Origin of the sequence: Fibrobacter sp. UWR2, from assembly GCF_002210285.1 — a bacterium.
GTDB lineage: Bacteria > Fibrobacterota > Fibrobacteria > Fibrobacterales > Fibrobacteraceae > Fibrobacter.
In genome coordinates, this window is sequence record NZ_MWQE01000003.1 from 291,575 (window position 1) to 306,569 (window position 14,995).

General features: G+C 54.0%; 14 protein-coding genes. 8 read left to right on the forward strand and 6 right to left on the reverse strand.

What is annotated here, in order from left to right; all coding sequences use genetic code 11:
* Nucleotides 1–14: 14 nt before the first annotated feature.
* Nucleotides 15–1,115 (reverse strand): protein kinase, encoded by a 1,101-nt coding sequence (locus B7994_RS07205; RefSeq protein WP_088637779.1) that lies wholly within the window; start codon nucleotides 1,113–1,115, stop codon nucleotides 15–17.
* A gap of 43 nt (nucleotides 1,116–1,158) precedes the next feature.
* Nucleotides 1,159–1,959 (reverse strand): TIGR00730 family Rossman fold protein, encoded by an 801-nt coding sequence (locus tag B7994_RS07210; RefSeq protein ID WP_088637780.1) that lies wholly within the window; start codon nucleotides 1,957–1,959, stop codon nucleotides 1,159–1,161.
* A gap of 114 nt (nucleotides 1,960–2,073) precedes the next feature.
* On the opposite strand from B7994_RS07210, the gene B7994_RS07215 reads away from it, so the two are divergent.
* Both B7994_RS07215 and B7994_RS07220 read left to right on the forward strand, forming a co-directional pair.
* The gene (locus tag B7994_RS07215; protein WP_072809161.1) at nucleotides 2,074–2,286 is read left to right on the forward strand and encodes a hypothetical protein; all 213 of its coding nucleotides are present in this window, start codon (nucleotides 2,074–2,076) and stop codon (nucleotides 2,284–2,286) included.
* Between the two features lie 26 nt (nucleotides 2,287–2,312).
* Complete coding sequence (locus tag B7994_RS07220; RefSeq protein ID WP_088637781.1) at nucleotides 2,313–3,068, forward strand: fibrobacter succinogenes major paralogous domain-containing protein; 756 nt, start codon at nucleotides 2,313–2,315, stop codon at nucleotides 3,066–3,068.
* Between the two features lie 83 nt (nucleotides 3,069–3,151).
* Here the strand turns inward: B7994_RS07220 and B7994_RS07225 are convergent, their stop codons facing one another.
* Together B7994_RS07225 and B7994_RS07230 are read right to left on the reverse strand one after the other, a co-directional pair.
* Nucleotides 3,152–3,787 carry a hypothetical protein gene (locus B7994_RS07225; protein WP_088637782.1) on the reverse strand — a complete coding sequence of 212 codons (636 nt, stop codon included), beginning with the start codon at nucleotides 3,785–3,787 and terminating at the stop codon, nucleotides 3,152–3,154.
* An 83-nt stretch (nucleotides 3,788–3,870) separates the two neighbouring features.
* Nucleotides 3,871–6,453 (reverse strand): TIGR03960 family B12-binding radical SAM protein, encoded by a 2,583-nt coding sequence (locus B7994_RS07230; RefSeq protein WP_088637783.1) that lies wholly within the window; start codon nucleotides 6,451–6,453, stop codon nucleotides 3,871–3,873.
* Between the two features lie 117 nt (nucleotides 6,454–6,570).
* Between B7994_RS07230 and B7994_RS07235 the strand changes: the two genes are divergently transcribed.
* The 3 genes from B7994_RS07235 (at nucleotide 6,571) to truA (ending at nucleotide 9,890) form a co-directional block, all read left to right on the forward strand.
* A complete protein-coding gene (locus B7994_RS07235; RefSeq protein WP_088637784.1) occupies nucleotides 6,571–7,947 on the forward strand; it encodes a GGDEF domain-containing protein in 1,377 nt (458 codons plus the stop codon).
* A 267-nt stretch (nucleotides 7,948–8,214) separates the two neighbouring features.
* A complete protein-coding gene (locus B7994_RS07240; RefSeq protein WP_233143103.1) occupies nucleotides 8,215–9,138 on the forward strand; it encodes a hypothetical protein in 924 nt (307 codons plus the stop codon).
* Entirely contained in the window at nucleotides 9,138–9,890 is a 753-nt protein-coding gene (gene truA / locus B7994_RS07245) for a tRNA pseudouridine(38-40) synthase TruA (protein ID WP_088637785.1), read from the forward strand. Before B7994_RS07240 ends, truA begins: the two co-directional genes overlap by 1 nt.
* 52 nt (nucleotides 9,891–9,942) lie before the next feature.
* On the opposite strand, the gene B7994_RS07250 is transcribed toward truA, so the two are convergent.
* Together B7994_RS07250 and B7994_RS07255 are read right to left on the reverse strand one after the other, a co-directional pair.
* On the reverse strand, nucleotides 9,943–10,680 hold the full coding sequence (locus B7994_RS07250; RefSeq protein ID WP_088637786.1) for a pyridoxine 5'-phosphate synthase: 738 nt from the start codon (nucleotides 10,678–10,680) through the stop codon (nucleotides 9,943–9,945).
* Nucleotides 10,677–11,789, reverse strand: coding sequence for a divergent polysaccharide deacetylase family protein (locus B7994_RS07255; RefSeq protein WP_088637787.1), 1,113 nt, complete (start codon nucleotides 11,787–11,789; stop codon nucleotides 10,677–10,679). The genes B7994_RS07250 and B7994_RS07255 overlap by 4 nt, the downstream gene beginning before the upstream one ends.
* A gap of 29 nt (nucleotides 11,790–11,818) precedes the next feature.
* Here B7994_RS07255 and miaA point away from each other — a divergent pair, with 29 nt between their 5' ends.
* The 3 genes from miaA to B7994_RS07270 are packed head-to-tail and all read left to right on the forward strand — an operon-like array spanning nucleotide 11,819 to nucleotide 14,821.
* Nucleotides 11,819–12,718, forward strand: a complete 900-nt coding sequence (miaA, locus tag B7994_RS07260) for a tRNA (adenosine(37)-N6)-dimethylallyltransferase MiaA (RefSeq protein ID WP_088637788.1) — start codon at nucleotides 11,819–11,821, stop codon at nucleotides 12,716–12,718.
* Entirely contained in the window at nucleotides 12,711–14,054 is a 1,344-nt protein-coding gene (locus B7994_RS07265; protein ID WP_088637789.1) for a hypothetical protein, read from the forward strand. Before miaA ends, B7994_RS07265 begins: the two co-directional genes overlap by 8 nt.
* Nucleotides 14,054–14,821, forward strand: a complete 768-nt coding sequence (locus tag B7994_RS07270) for a hypothetical protein (RefSeq protein ID WP_088637790.1) — start codon at nucleotides 14,054–14,056, stop codon at nucleotides 14,819–14,821. The genes B7994_RS07265 and B7994_RS07270 overlap by 1 nt, the downstream gene beginning before the upstream one ends.
* The last annotated feature ends 174 nt before the right edge of the window (nucleotides 14,822–14,995 follow it).

A 14,995-nucleotide genomic window follows, 5' to 3' on the forward strand; every position in this document is an offset into this window, starting at 1 on the left:
GTTGCCCTCGTCATTTAACGTTTGCCGTATTCGCCTAGCTGGTTCCACAGGAAGTCCGTATTCACGTCGCGGTATCCTTGCGCGTTGACGCGTTCACGCAGCTTGTGGGCGATATCGAAAAGGTTCGGACAGTTCTGCATGCGCTCGAAACTGTCGAAAATCGTGAGCCTGTCTATCCATTCCGCAAGTTCGGGGAACCGTTTGTCGTTAAAGCGGTTCTCACGGCCTGTCTTCAGGTATTCCAGGTAGCGGTCGGTAATCTTGTGTCCGTCCTCGATGAATATGTCCATCGCCTTCGGGAATAGCTTGTAGCCGGTCAGGAACTCGTGCACGATGATTCCGAAACTGAAATAGTCTACCGACGAAGAGAGGTTTTCGCCCATGATGGCTTGCTCGGGTGCGCTGTAGCACGGTGTGAGCTGACCACCGTATTCGTTCACCGTCTCGCGGAGTTTCGCTTGCGCGTAGCCGAAGTCGCAGATCAATATCTTGTGGTTGTTCCGGTGTAGCGGGTTTTGGCACAGCAGCAGGTTCTTCGGCTTCAAGTCCTTGTGGATGACCTGGTAGTAGTGCAACTGGCTAATCGTGTTGGCGAGGTATGCGATTTGTGCGATGCGTTGCAGTATTTCGTCGTCGGTCAAGTTTGTCTTGAAAACTCGGTCAAGCGCGCAACCCTTGATGAATTCCATCTTCAGGTAGGGGTGTCGGCCGGCAATGCCTCCGCCCATACTCTGCACCACGCCTTCGATGTTGGTGGCGCGGATCAGGTTGTTGATGCGGATTTCGTCCTGGAACGCACTCAGGAGCATGTTCAGCCTGTGCAGGCGGTTCTTGCCCGGTGCTGCCCAGAACTTACAGATCTTGACGACGATTTCGCGTTCGCCATAATGCTGGTTGTCGCCCGGGTGCTTTATCCAGAAGTTCGCCCTGTATAGGTTGTTCGTACCTTCGAGGGTCAGCGGTTCCAGGAGTTCGATTTTTTCCATGGCCCCGTTGTGTAGGAATTCGGGGTTCTGGTCGAACCAGCGCTGGTATTCTTCTTTTGTATAGTGTGGGCGCAGCGCGAGGTTTCGCGACAACCGATCCAATGATTCTGCCAAGAGATTTCGCAACATGGCCCAAATTTAGATAAGGTCCCTCAACTTGTCGAGGGACAAATTATTCCATAGTCTTTTCGAGTGCTTTCGTAACAACGTCGTAAGCTTCGTCGACAGTATCGCAGAAATGGAACAGCTTGAGGTCGTCCTTGTCGATCATACCTGTTTCGGCCAGGTAGTTCCAGTTGAGAACCTTGTTCCAGTACTTGCTGCCGAAGATGACCACGGGCATGCGGTCGCCGTATTTCTTTGTTTGAATCAAGGTCAGGATTTCGAACATTTCGTCCAGCGTACCGAAACCACCGGGGAATACGACCATGGCCTTGGCCAGCTTCATGAACCAGTACTTACGGATAAAGAAATAGCGGAACTGCAAGTTCAGTTTGTCGTCGATATAGGGGTTCGGGTGCTGCTCGAACGGAAGCCTGATGTTGAGGCCGACGGAAGAGGTCCCCACGTCGTTTGCCCCGCGGTTGCCCGCTTCCATGATGCCGGGGCCGCCGCCTGTCATGATGGCAAATCCCTTGTGCTGCTTGTTGGCCCAGCGGCCCAGTTTTGCGCCCAGTTCGTGTGCGGCGTCGTAGTATTCCGCTACGACTTCGAGCCTCTTGAGGCGTGCGAGTTCCTTTTTGTCCTTGCATCCCTTCATGCGCTTCTTGATTTCGCTCATGGGGAGTGTACGGGCCGAACCGAAGAATACGATGGTGTTCTGAACGCCTTCCTGCTGGAAAATCTGGTTGGGAGCCATGAATTCGGCGATAATCCTGATGGGGCGGCCATTGTCACTGTCGATAAAGTCCATATTGTGGTAAATCATCTTGCCCGGATCAGTTGAAATCACTTGTTTCTTTTTTGCAGCCATGATAGTCTCCTTTGCAAATCTATTTCAATGACAAAATACCTTCAGATTTTGAAAAATGCAATAAAAAAACGATTTTTTCTACTTATAAAGCCAAAAAAACTTTATATTTATCTTATGCTAGTAAAAATCTGGACCGACAGTTTTATCATTACGGGCGAAATCGACACGTTGCGTGACGAGCGCCTTACCGACTATATTCGCGAGAACAAGGACTTCATCGCGGTTACCCAGGTCAAGGTAAGCGACAGGAACGACAAGGACCTGTTCCGTACCCACTTCCTGAACGTGAGTACGAGTCACATCGAAATCATCTTGCCTGCCGAGTAGGGGGCTTTTTAGGGAAAGGAGACTTCATGAGTGTATCGTTTGTCGTTTTCATTGTAGTCGCGATCGTTGTCGTGGCCGTTGCCGCCTTCTGCCTGGGTTCCTGGGTCAGCAAGGCTACAAAGAAGGAATCCCCCGAGGCGCAGAATACCACGCCCTACGAGGATTGCCTGGCCAAGAACGCGAACAAGTTCAAGTACGGCTCCTTCACGGATGCCCGCGACGGTGAAACTTACCGCACCGTCAAGATTGGGGGGCAGGTCTGGATGGCCGAAAACCTGCGCTACAACGCCGAGGACAGTTACCCTGCCGGCAACGATGAATCCAACGTGAAGAAGTTCGGACGTCTCTATAAATGGACCACGGCGCTGGGCATCCCTGCGATATTTAGCGAGCAGTCCCCAGCGAACGACATGGAAATGTACCGCAAGATCAAGGCCGACAACTACCAGGGAATTGCGCCCGAGGGCTGGCATATCCCGAGTAGCAAGGAATGGGAACAGCTGATGAATAACCTGGATTCCAAGTCCAACGGTTGTGAACTCCGCAGCAAGTGCGTCTGGCAGGAGCCCGGCACGGATTCCCTGGGCTTTTTCGCCCTGCCCGCCGGCTACCGCTTCGATAACGGCAGTTTTTGCCAGTTCGGCAAGCGCGCCCGCTTCTGGTGCAAGGATGAATACGGGCTCACGAACGCCTACCGTATGAGCCTCACCGATGAATCCATGGATATCGAGGGCGTCTACAGGTCGGATGCGCTTTCTGTGCGCTGCGTAAAGAACGCCTAGTTCGTCACTTGCGGTTTGCGGCCGCAACTATACAAAAAAAGCCACCTCGACGAGGTGGCTTTAAGCTTTTTATCGGGACTCGATTACATGAAGAACCAGTGCAACTGGATCTGGGTCTTGAAGCCGAAGTTGAGGCGGCTGTATTCCGCGTTGGCATCTTCGGAAGTGTTGTACATGAATGCGAGGCCGGCCTTGCCGGTGATGTAGAAGTTAGCCACGGGGTTGGCGCGGAAACCGGCGAGGAGGTTCAGGTCGAAGCGGTTGTTGTCTTCACCGAGGTGGTTGATTACGATTTCACCGCCGACAAGGACGGGGAGGAGCATCTGGGCGGCGATGAAGTCAAAGCCAACACCGAAGGTCAGGGCTGTTGCATCGTCGTTACCGTCGGCTTCGCCACCGGCCTTAAATTCAGTGGAAGATTCTCCCTGATGGACGAGGCCCAAGATGGCGGAAAGTTCCATGTTCGGGGCGATCCTGAAGGTCAGGTAGAAGGTCGGGATGCCGGCACCGAAGGTCTGCTGAAGGTCAAGACCGAGACCCATGAAGCCTGCACCGGACTGGGCAGGGGCTGCTGCCGGCTGGGCTGCCGGGGAGCTGCTCTGCGCAGGGGCGCTGGAGGCTGCCGGGGCTTCGTCTTCATATTCATCATCGTCGTCCTGAGCGTAGCTATAGCTGCAGAGAGCCATTGCGGTGAGGGCCGCGAGGAAAATCTTTTTCATTTACCATACTCCTTATGTGTATATTGTTGAGTTGCTTCAAGAAATATAAACTATCTGTAAGCTTCTGTCTATGCAATTTTTGGTTACGTTTTTCCCCATTCCATGCTGATTTTCGCAATTAGGAAGCGTCTGGACGCTTCGTCGAGCTTCGCGGGGTCGATTTCTATGCCGAGTAGCCCTGCAAAAATTACGAACGGGCTCGCTGTACAGCCCTGGTCATTGCATTTTACCTTCACGAGCATCGTCTTTCCGGCAATTTCGATGCCCTGTACATGCTCGTTCAGGTTGATTTCCTGCCCGCGGTGGTTCTTGACTATGGGGAGGTCTTTCGCGTTGAACCGCTCCATTAGGTCGGCGGGGATGCTTTCGGGCGTGTGGCGGTACACCATCGCCTTCGGGAAATGCTTGCTGAGCTTTTCCTTGAGGGGCTCGATGTTCACGATTTCCATGCCGCGCGGGAACGGTTCGCTCAGCTGCGCCATGAGGTTCGGGAGATTCTCAGGTGAAATGTCGAGTTTCTGCAGCAAATCCACGCTGATGATCTCGCAGTAGGTCTCGAGCCCTAACGGGAGTGCTCCCATGTTCGAGATGCGAGGCTTGGGGCTAAACCCTTCGCTGAACTTGACGGGAATCCCTGCACACAGGAACGTACGCTCAAAGAAGCTGAGCATGTTCTGGTGCGGTAGGAACCGGCTTAGGCCAGCCTTCTTGAAGGTGATCTTGTAACTGAAACTTTCTGCCTTTTTCGGGCGTCGCTCCGCGACGAGCTGCTTGATTTCTTCGGGGGTGCGGCTCGGCGCCTTGTGGCGCACGGGGTCGTCGGCAAGCTTGATTTCGGCTCCGAATCCGGGAATGCCGCACTTTTGGCAGTCGCCCCACTTGCAGTTCGGAACAGGTGCGGAATTCGGGTCAAAGGCCTTTTCCCATTCGCGGCGCAGGTACTGTTTGGAGGTGCCTGCGTGGATAAAGTCCCACGGGAATACTTCGTCCTTCTCGCGTTCGCGGTACACCCAGCTTGTGTCGTAGCCGCACTTTTCCCACACGCCCAGCCACTTGTTGTAGTCAAAGCGGTAGGCGTCGCTCTCGAAGATTATGCCCTGTTTGTATGCCTCGTATATTACGGGGGCGAGGCTCCTGTCGGCGCGGCTGTACACGGCTTCGAGGAAACTTGTTTCCCAGCTGGCCCAGTTGATTTTCACGTTCGGGTGCTTGAAGAACTTTTCGCGCACGTAGCGGATGTGCCTGAGGGCGGTTTCCTTGTCCATGAAGGGCGCCCACTGTAGCCCGGTAAATGATTTCGGGATGAGGATTCCGATGGAAACGGCTATTTGGATTTCGCGGTTGTATTTTCGCCCGATTTTCACGAGGTTGAAGATGAGGTCGCAGAAAGCCTGCATGTCGGCCTCGTTCTCGGTCGGGAATCCGATCATCGTGTAGAGCTTGATCTTGTTGAACCCGCTGCTGAAGGCGTGCTCGGCCGCGTCGTACATGTCCTGGTCGCTGATGGTCTTGTTGATCATCTTGCGGATGCGCTCGGACCCGGTTTCGGGTGCGAACGTGGCGCTGCGGCCTCCCTTGAGGGCGGCAATCTTGCCGGCGAGTGTCTGGCCGAAACTGTTCACGCGGATGCTCGGCAGGCTCACGTCGACGGTGTCAAAAAACGGGTCGTCGATGATGGAGTCGGTGAGGGCCTCCACCGGCTTGTAGTCGGCGGTAGAAAGCGAAAGGAGCCCGAGTTCGCGTTCGCCGGTGGCGCGGATTCCCGCTTTCGCGATGTCGAGGACATCGTCCGGGTTGAGTTCGCGGCACGGGCGGTACCAGATGCCTGCCTGGCAGAAACGGCAACCCTGTGCGCAGCCTCGCATGACTTCCACGCTGAAGCGGTTGTGTACGAGCTGCATGTTGGCAATCAGGTTTTTGACGGGGTAGTCCTTCGGGTCCATCTCCGGGATGAACAGGCGGCGAACCCCGTTCGTGTGCTCGTAGCTGCCCTTTGCGGGCTCTGCCGGCACGAGCATGCCGAATTCGTTCTTTACTACGGGGCGGAGCGTCGGCACGTATACGCCGTCTATTTTGGATAAGTTAGCAAGAATCTCGGTACGCTTGAGTCCTGCTTTGCGCCCTTCGCCAACACAGCGCAAGAGTTCGATCATCACCTTCTCGCCGTCGCCTATCATGAAGGCGTCGAAGAAGTCCGCCACGGGTTCGGGGTTCGCCATCGCGGGCCCTCCGGAGACGACAATCGGGTCGTTTTCCCCGCGGTCTTTCTGCCATGCCGGAATGCGCGCTAGTTCGAGTACGTAGGGCACGTTGGTGAAGTTCAGTTCTGTCTGGAGCGTAATCCCGATGACGTCGAAGTCGCGTACCGGCGTGTAGCTTGCGTGCGTGTACAGCGGGATATCGTATTTCTTCATCTCGCGGGCCATGTCGTCCCATGGCGCAAAAGCCACCTCGCAGAGCATGTCGGGCTCGCGGTTCACCACGTGGTACAAGATGCGCATGCCGTTATTGCTCATGCCTATCTCGTAGGTGTCCGGGAACAGGAACGCCATCCGGGCGAGCATCTGGCTGTGGTCCTTTACGATGCTGTTCGCTTCGCCACCCATGTAACGGGCGGGGGATTCAACGGCGGGTAACGCTAAGGCGATTTTTTCGAGAATGGTCATTATTTCAAATTTAGGAAAAATTCTCCTTCGCGGTTTTGGGAGCCCTAAAAAGCCTCTTTTTCATGAAATTTTCATTTACTTGTGAACAAAATGCGTTTCTTTTGATAAATTTATGGTATGAGTTTCCTTTCTTATTTCTTTTGCCTTGTGTTCTTTGCGGGTGGCGTCGTTGCGGCGTATTTTATTCCCGACAAGACTTTGGCTTTGCACCTGAAATTCGTTCTCGTTGGCGCCTGGGGCGCCGTTCTCGGGCTGGTCTACCACAGCCTCTGCTGTCGTAAGCTGCGCGAAGCCGAAGAAAACTACACCGAACTCCTCAATACGCAGAATACCGCCCCGAAAACCGAATATGTGCCTGTCGTGCCCTCTATCGGCGACGAAGTTCAGCCTTTTGAACACCCTGCCCAGCAGCAAAAGAAGAGCCCCTTCGACAGCATTCTCCCGCCGGGCGCCGTCCCTGCGGCCGAAGCCCTCAAGCAGCAGGTCAAGGAAGCCCCGCAGGTGTTCCCTCTCGATGCCTGGAACGCCTTCTGCAAGCATATCCTCAAGAATCGCCCGTTCTCCGAGGTGGTCGAGGCGCTCGAAAAGTCGCTTCCGGAACTGTTCCCGAAGGCTGCCGGCATCCTCTACATGTATGGCGGGGTTCAGACGGAACTCCACAAGATCCTTTCCTTTGGCGATTACGTCATCAGCGACGATACGATTATGCCGGCGGAATGCGCGAGCTTCAATGTGGGCGATATCGTGGTCACGAACTTCACCACGGGAGAATTTACCGGGGGCTGTACGCACCTGCACCATCACCCGCAGGGAGTATCGTTCTGTGCGCCTATCGAGGGCCTCGAGGAGCATTTTGGCATTCTCTGTATCCAGGTGGACAAGTTCCCCGAGGGCGAAAGTCTCGAGTTCTGGAAGGCGAAGGTGAGCATCGTGGCTGCAACTTTCGGCCTGTATGTCGCAAACCAGAACCTGAATCTCCGGTTCCAGCAGCACAGTATCCGCGATAGCCTTACCGGGCTGTTCAACAGGCGCTATATGGAAGAATCCCTGCGCCGCGAGGTCTCTGCCGCCCGCCGTCACAATACTCCTATCGGCATTATCATGATGTATCCCGATGCCATCGAGACCATCAACAAGGAAAAGGGCCATCACGCGGTCGAACAGCTCCTGTGGGAACTGGGCCAGCGCCTGCCCGGGTTTATCCGTACCGAAGACATCCCGTGCCGTTACGACGGGAATGTCCTCTGCGTCATTTTGCCCGGTGCCGATAGCAAGATAACCCTTGAGCGCGCCGAACGCATCCGCAGGGAGATTTCCCAGCTCCAGATTGCGTACGGCGACGGCATCCTGGCTACGAACCTGAGCCTTGGCGTGTCTGTCATGCCTGACCATGCCCAGGACGAGGGCGGACTTATTTATACCGCCCAGATGGCGCTGCAGTTGTCCATCAACAATGGCGGGAACAGGGTTGTTTCCGTCGACGCGCTGCGCTAGCCCTGCCTACAAGAGCATAAAAAAACATCCTGACCAGAAGCCAGGATGTTTTTTTTGGGGTTAGGAGGAGAACAAAGAGTTCTTGAACATAAAGATACCCACTTGAACGGGCTTCGGCACGTTTTTTTTGAATAAAAGCCAATAAAGTGTAGAGAAGTTCTCATCACCCCGCAATAATCGAGAATATTGTTCCCGTTTTTTGAAATGGCCCGTTTCGGCGGAGGGGCGCACGCCTGTGTTTCTCCGTTTTTCTACATTTACATGCGTATGAAGAAGTTTATTGCTCCTATTGTCTTGTTTGTGCTGGCAGCAGGGCTTGGTATCTATCTGTTGCTTGATTTTCCTGCAGTGAGGTCGTCCTTTGATGCGGAAGCCTATCTAGAGGCTCGTAGCCGTATTGATTCCCTGCAGGTGGCGCTGTTTGAAGCCCAGGGTAACCCCGACTTGCAACTTTCTATCCGCAGTGAACTGGAATCCTCATGGGAAGCCCTCGGCGATATGCGCAAGGAACCCGCTCCTGCGCCTTCGAACAACCCGTTTGGCTTGTCCAACGAGGCCGTAATCTGGATAGCCTGCGGCGTTTGTGCCGTTATCCTCTGTATCATCTTGCTGGCCTTCCTCGCGCACCGCAAGAAAGTCCTGACCCTCAAGATGGAGGCCGTGAAGGCGGAACAGCGTTTCAAGGAGCCGAAGGAAGGGCTTGACGATGCGACTGTCGTTACGCGCCCGCGCCCCAAAAAGCGCTCCATTATCGACGAGGTTGAGAATGCGGCTGCCAGCCAGGAACAGGAACTGCCCAAGATGGCGTTCGAGAACGAGCATGGCGTGCCCGAGAACAAGATTTTGACGACTGACCTCGATGCCCCGCGCCCGCAGCTTAGGCCCACGGCAAAGGAACGCATCACTTCTGCGATGCAGTCGCTTTCCGATGTCCTGCGCTCCCCGCGCGGCGTTACCCGCGAACGCACCATGAAACTGCGTGCCCAGAGCCACAATTCTACCGGCGATCCGAGCCTGCAGGCGAAATCCCCGCTCAAGACAAGCCGTTTCGACCGTGAACTTACCGAGAAAACCAAGATTATGCAGATGTCCCGCCGCGGTTTCCCCGCGTCGGCAATCGCCTCGCAGTTGAAAATCCCGCAGGAACAGGTTGAGGCTGTCATCAAGGAATCCCTCGAATCGGGGGCTTGATGCGCTACCGGTTCCGCTGCGAATATCTGGGAAGCGCGTTTTACGGCTGGCAAGAACAGAACGAAGCCGGTAAGACCAAGTTCGTGACGGTGCAGTCCGCCCTCGAGGAGGCTTTCTCGGTAGCACTCCGAGCCCCAATCCGCATTGTGGGTTCGGGCCGTACCGATACCGGTGTCCATGCCCGCGGGCAGTGTGTCCACTTTGATTTCGATGGTGAACTGGACCCGTTCAAGACGGAACGTTCGATAAACGGACTTACCAAGCGGCTTATCCGCATCCGTGACCTGCAGGCGTGCGCGCCCGATTTCCATGCCCGTTACGATGCGGTCTCTCGCTATTACCAGTACACGATATTTACCCGCCCTGTGGCACTCATGCGTGATTTCGGCTGGGAATGCGGCTCCCTGTCGCTAGATCTCGGTGCGATGGAGCGCGAGGCGCAGGCGTTCCTTGGCGAACACGACTTTATCGATTTCTGTATTCCGCGTAACGACGGCAAGTCTACGCTCTGCACGCTGACCGAGTTTAGGCTCGAGCGCGTGAACGACTGGACATGCATGTTCCATATCCGCGGCAACCGCTTTTTGCACCGTCAGGTGCGCGCGATGGTCGGGACTCTCTTTGATGTGGGCCGCGGCCGCTATCCCGAAGGTACGGTCAAGACTATATTCGAGAAGAATTTCAAGGGCGAACGCACCTGGGCCCCTCCACAGGGACTTGTGCTGCAAGACGTGGAATACGCTGATTACTAATAAAAAACCGACCGGCGAGGTCGGTTTGCCTTTATCTTGTATGTAAATACGGCTAGGTGCTTGCGCGGCGGATGATGTCGACCATTTCCTTCACGGCCCGTTCGAGCCCCATGAGTGCGGCGCGTGCGACGATGCTGTGACCGATGTTCAGTTCCTCGATTCCCTCGATGGCGGCAATCGGTTCGACGTTCCTGTAGTTCAGCCCATGGCCGGCGAGAATACGCAGTCCGTACTTTTTGGCGAGGACGGTCATGTCCTGGATGGCCGAAATTTCACGGTTCACTTCCTGGATGCTTCCAAGGTCGCAGGCAGTGGCGTAGCGCATGGTGTTGAATTCGACAAAGTCCGCACCGACCTTCTTGGCCGCTTTCACCTGTTCGGTCTCGGGATCGATGAAGATGCACGTCGCGATGTCGTTGTTCTTGAGTGTCATGACAATCTTTGCAATCTCGTCAATTTTTGCGGCGACATTCAGGCCAGCCTCGGTGGTGATTTCCTGGCTATTCTCGGGGACGAGCGTTACCATGTCGGGCTGCACGTTGATGGCGAACTGGACCATCTCGGGGTTTGTCGAAATCTGCAGGTCAAGCTTGGTGGCGATGGTACCGCGGAGGAGCTTCAGGTCGCGGTCCTGGATATGGCGCTTGTCCTCACGCAGGTGGGCGACGATCCCGTGCGCCCCGGCGAGTTCTGCGATGATGGCTGCAGCAACCGGATCCGGTTCGCGAATCTTGCGTGCTTCGCGGATTGTGGCGATATGGTCTATGTTGACACCTAGTTTTACGGTCATGGAAGCTCCTTGTTGGTGTTCATAAAGGTAGATAAATTTATTAGCGTGGTGCCCTGCGCCGCAGTTTTTTCCTTCATAGTCCTTACCTTGGCGATACTTTCGAGCGTAAGCGGGAGTATCATCGCTCCCATGCCGCTTCTGGCGGCACCGCGCAGTTTCTGGTGTATGTAGTCGTCCAGGCTGCTGTTCGAAGGATTGTAGGGCGAAAGAATCTTGCAGTTCATGTTGAGCTCGGGGCAGAGTTCCAGCAGTTTTGATTTCTTGTTGAGCGAGAGGTCGGCAAACCACAGGCCGTTTTCCTTTGCCGCATTGAGAACGGCCTGCAGCAGGGGCTTGTGTTCGACGGCCTGTTCTGCAAATCGTGTGGCGATACCGCTTGTCGACGGAATGAGCGCCTTGGCGTCTGAAATGGCGCTCCGGATCTGTTCTTCCGTGTGGTGGCTGCGAATTGGCCGCATTCTGGAATACCTCGAATCCAGGTTCTGCGATTCCATCACGAGCCAAAGTACAATTTCCTTGTCCTTTATCCTGTCAAGGTCGGGGTAGAATCCTTCGGGCATCCCGAACGGCGTTACGAGGAGGTCGTAGGGGAAGTCGAGCTTGTTGAGTTCTACGATGATTTCGGGATTGAGCTTTGTCACCTGGAACGAGATGGAAAGGTACGATGCGTTGTCGCGGAATATGTTCGTGGATACCTGCAAGTTCAGGTGTAGCGTGTCGCCGTTCGGGTCGAGTGCATCGAGCAGTGCGGACTGGAAAGCATTGTTGTCGTTGAATACTTCTTCCATGTACAGGACCTTGCCGCCGTTCTTTTCCAGGATTCTTTGCGCTTGCAGCAGGTAGTTGATGATGGTGCGGCCCTTACCGAGCGTCCACACGTCGCGATTCTTCCTCTTGGAATACTGCGCCTGCAGAACTTCGAGTTCAGATTTCATACGGTCTATAAATGGCAGGGTATCCTGTGCCGCTGTCGTGTCGGCGACGGTTTCTTCTGGTGCATCCTGCTTGGGTAGCAGATTCTCGAGACCGGTTTTCGGGAGCACGTAGGCCAGCGTGGCGATTGCCGCGAGTACGATAAATATGGCTAGAATGTGCTTGATTTTGTTCATCGGATTCAAATATAATTATATTGCGTTTCATGCCGATTCTTTTCGCCATCGTAGGAGCTACGGGAATAGGGAAGTCGAGCGTGGCTGTGGAGCTGGCTGCGCGTTATGGGGCCGATATTATCGGTGTCGATTCCCGCCAGGTGTATAAGGGGTTCACGATTGGTACCGCACAGCCGTCCGCGACGGATATGGGGAGGGTCAGGCACCATATGGTGAACTTTCTCGAACCCGAGAAGGTGTTTTCGGCGGGAGACTTCTGCGCCAATGTAAAGGGCCTGCTTGCCGCAAATCCCGAGCGCAAGTTTATCGCGGTCGGCGGTACAGGGCTCTATCTCCAGTCGCTCATGCTTGGACTCCCGCAGATTCCGAAAATCGCTTCGGAAGTACGCTCGGAAATCGAAAACCAGGGGCTCTCGGTGGGGACTGATAGTTTGTTCAAAATGGCGCACGAAGTAGACCCCGAGGCGATGGTAAATGTCGACGAGCATAATCTGCAGCGCATTGTCCGTGTCCTCGAGGTGTTCCATGCGACTGGCCGCAAACTTTCGGAATGGCAAAAGCAACGCGAAGGCGGCATCGGCAGGCTCCCTGTCTTCTGGCTGAACCGTTCTCGCGAGAATCTCTATGCGCGTATCGATGCCCGTGTCGACAAGATGCTTGCCGACGGCTGGCAGGATGAAGTTCGTGAACTGGCAAAGAATGTCCCGTTGAGTGCTCCCGCATGGCAAAGCCTGGGTTACCGGGAACTCTTGCAGGCTGATACGGCGGGGCAAATCGCGGCGGTCGTCGATGATGTCAAGAAGAAGACGCGCAATTACGCAAAAAGGCAACTGACATGGTTCCGCTGGCAGGTTGAGTCGGTCTCTGTCGATCTTGACCGGACGGAAGACCCCGTAGCGGCAATTGCAAAGGAAGTGGGGAATGCCTAAGGCGCTTGCATTGTTTGTTTTGACAGTGTTTATGGCCCTTGCGCCCTGCTTCGCCTACAAATGGGACCATGCTGTGGAGGGGGCTTCCCGTGAAGGGAGCCTGGTGGAAGGCCGTGCCGCCATATTGGAAAAGTCCATAAACTGTTTCTCCGAAATCGGATGTTACGGACAGTTCGCGTCCGGCTCGCTCCGTGACTTTTTCCGTTCTTTCGAATCTGAACTGTTGTCTAAGGATTCCAATGCGACGCTTTTCTCCTACGATGAACTTTTCTTGCTGTATGCGGTAAGCGCACAGTTCTATGGCGACAAGTCGGCTGCTTGGGCCGGTCTTGTCGGGCTTATGGAAAATGCGCGCTCTATAAAGGATTCCCTTTCGCGTCGGAACAATCCGTTTGCACAGGATTCCGCATTTGCACAATCGCTTGCCCTGCTTGCCAACTACACGGGTGTCGAAGATGGCTTCGTTGAACTCGATGTGCCTCGAGAACTTAAGGATGCATTCCGGATTGTGTTTGAGGCTATTATTGTCAAGCATTCCAGGTCGAGACTTGTCGATATACAAAGAGATTCTCATGGAGAATCTGAATTTGGCTTGTTCTATGACTTTATGGAAAAGGCTCGCGACAGGTTTTTTGCACGTTATCCACAAAGTGCGTACGGTGAGTTGATTCGCGAATACGTTCCCGAGGGATATGCTCAGGCAAACATGGATGCGCGCAGGGCCGAAAAGAAGTGGTTTATGTTCTCGATGGGCCTTGGTGGGGGAGTTCCCTTCTTTGGCGGAGAAAACGGTGAAACGGTAAATGCTTCGTTCGAATTTCTTTTCAACGGAGAAATCCAGATATGGCGAGTCCTGTTCGGGTTCGGTTTTGCTGGAGGGCTAGGGCCGAAGAAGACCCTGTGGGAAGGCACGGATCATGAAATGGAGGGAGATGGTTTCGGATTCCTGATGGGGCAATTCGAGATCTTTCTCGGTATGGCCGTCTATGAATCTAAGTTTGTCACCTTCGATGTTTTAGCGGGGATTGGAGTTGCCGACTATACGATGACCGATGACCCCGATTATACCATTCAGGCGTTTGGGCCACAGTTTGGTGCGCAAGTCGACTTTAAGCTGCCCCTTACTTCGTTCGTGGATTTGTTTTTCCGCATCCGCTACTTTATCACCTTGGAAACAGCAGAACTCTATGTGCCCGATACAGTCCTTGAAAAAAGGCCGGAAACACGGGACTTCCCTGACTATGGTCCTGTCGATGGTATACGGCATAGCATTGCCATCATTATCGGCTATAGCGCCGGGTTCTCCAAGTCAATGCTGACAGAGGGTATGCGATAATGAATTTGTCTGCAATCTGCAACAAGGTAGTTCCGGTTCTTATTGCAGTAGCCCTTGCTGGGTGCGTTCTGGAAGATTATGCCCAGAAAAAATCCCTTGCAGATGTCTACGTGGCGGAAAATTCGAAGAATGCCTCCAGCGTATTTCGTGAACACGAGTGGATAGAGACCTGGGCCGACGTAAAGAATGTGAAGGTGTACTATTCGGAGCCCTTCCTTGATAATTACGAAGTGTTTGGAACGGAGTGGAAAGCCTACAAGGGCGATTTTGGAACTTGGTTTGGAGAGCATTTTGGAGAAGTGCTCAGAGAAGAAATCGCTCTCCTGCTGAAGTTAGAGTATGATGCAGATTCGCTCCGTGTCGATTCCATGAGAATCCAGGTGCAGATGAAGGCCGATTCTTTCTGGGTGCTCTCGTCGCGTAAAATGGAACAGTTGCGACCGCACTACATATCCGAGGTCCAGGTTGATGACGTCCCTCTTTCCCGTGAAAGGGTTGAAGGCGAGAGTAACGGCATTGAGATTTATATCATGCCGCTGAGCGTCCGTACGTTAAATCGTGACATATCGATGAAGGCGCTTTACCGTGGCAGGGTTTCAGTTGTAGACTCGAAACGCGGTGATGTTATTTTGTATGCAATCATCGAATCGGATGGATCGCTCTTCCGTGATAAGCATGGCCGCAGTGCTCTTCGCGAGTTTGCTCGCAAACTAATTGGCAGAATATGGTCGACGAAGGACGTTTCTGCCTCGCATGACGCTTTTTAATCGTAAATTTTGCCGAGCATTTGCTTCCCTGGAACGGGGAATAGTGAATATACTGTTGACAGACTGGCAAGAAGCGGGGTTTTGGCGGTTTTTTCAAAAAAAATGAAAAAAAGTTGAAATTTTTTGAGAAAAACCCTTGACATTCTCCCCGAAAATTCTATAATTGGCCTCACC

What these genes read in the sequence shown, in the direction of transcription:
- B7994_RS07220 (WP_088637781.1), top strand. Translation starts at nt 2,313, where the DNA reads ATGAGTGTATCGTTTGTCGTTTTCATTGTAGTCGCGATCGTTGTCGTG.
- B7994_RS07225 (WP_088637782.1), bottom strand. Translation starts at nt 3,787, where the DNA reads ATGAAAAAGATTTTCCTCGCGGCCCTCACCGCAATGGCTCTCTGCAGC.
- truA (WP_088637785.1), top strand. Translation starts at nt 9,138, where the DNA reads ATGCGCTACCGGTTCCGCTGCGAATATCTGGGAAGCGCGTTTTACGGC.
- B7994_RS07235 (WP_088637784.1), top strand. Translation starts at nt 6,571, where the DNA reads ATGAGTTTCCTTTCTTATTTCTTTTGCCTTGTGTTCTTTGCGGGTGGC.
- B7994_RS07205 (WP_088637779.1), bottom strand. Translation starts at nt 1,115, where the DNA reads ATGTTGCGAAATCTCTTGGCAGAATCATTGGATCGGTTGTCGCGAAAC.
- B7994_RS07215 (WP_072809161.1), top strand. Translation starts at nt 2,074, where the DNA reads ATGCTAGTAAAAATCTGGACCGACAGTTTTATCATTACGGGCGAAATC.
- miaA (WP_088637788.1), top strand. Translation starts at nt 11,819, where the DNA reads ATGCCGATTCTTTTCGCCATCGTAGGAGCTACGGGAATAGGGAAGTCG.
- B7994_RS07255 (WP_088637787.1), bottom strand. Translation starts at nt 11,789, where the DNA reads ATGAACAAAATCAAGCACATTCTAGCCATATTTATCGTACTCGCGGCA.
- B7994_RS07240 (WP_233143103.1), top strand. Translation starts at nt 8,215, where the DNA reads ATGAAGAAGTTTATTGCTCCTATTGTCTTGTTTGTGCTGGCAGCAGGG.
- B7994_RS07230 (WP_088637783.1), bottom strand. Translation starts at nt 6,453, where the DNA reads ATGACCATTCTCGAAAAAATCGCCTTAGCGTTACCCGCCGTTGAATCC.
- B7994_RS07250 (WP_088637786.1), bottom strand. Translation starts at nt 10,680, where the DNA reads ATGACCGTAAAACTAGGTGTCAACATAGACCATATCGCCACAATCCGC.
- B7994_RS07210 (WP_088637780.1), bottom strand. Translation starts at nt 1,959, where the DNA reads ATGGCTGCAAAAAAGAAACAAGTGATTTCAACTGATCCGGGCAAGATG.
- B7994_RS07265 (WP_088637789.1), top strand. Translation starts at nt 12,711, where the DNA reads ATGCCTAAGGCGCTTGCATTGTTTGTTTTGACAGTGTTTATGGCCCTT.
- B7994_RS07270 (WP_088637790.1), top strand. Translation starts at nt 14,054, where the DNA reads ATGAATTTGTCTGCAATCTGCAACAAGGTAGTTCCGGTTCTTATTGCA.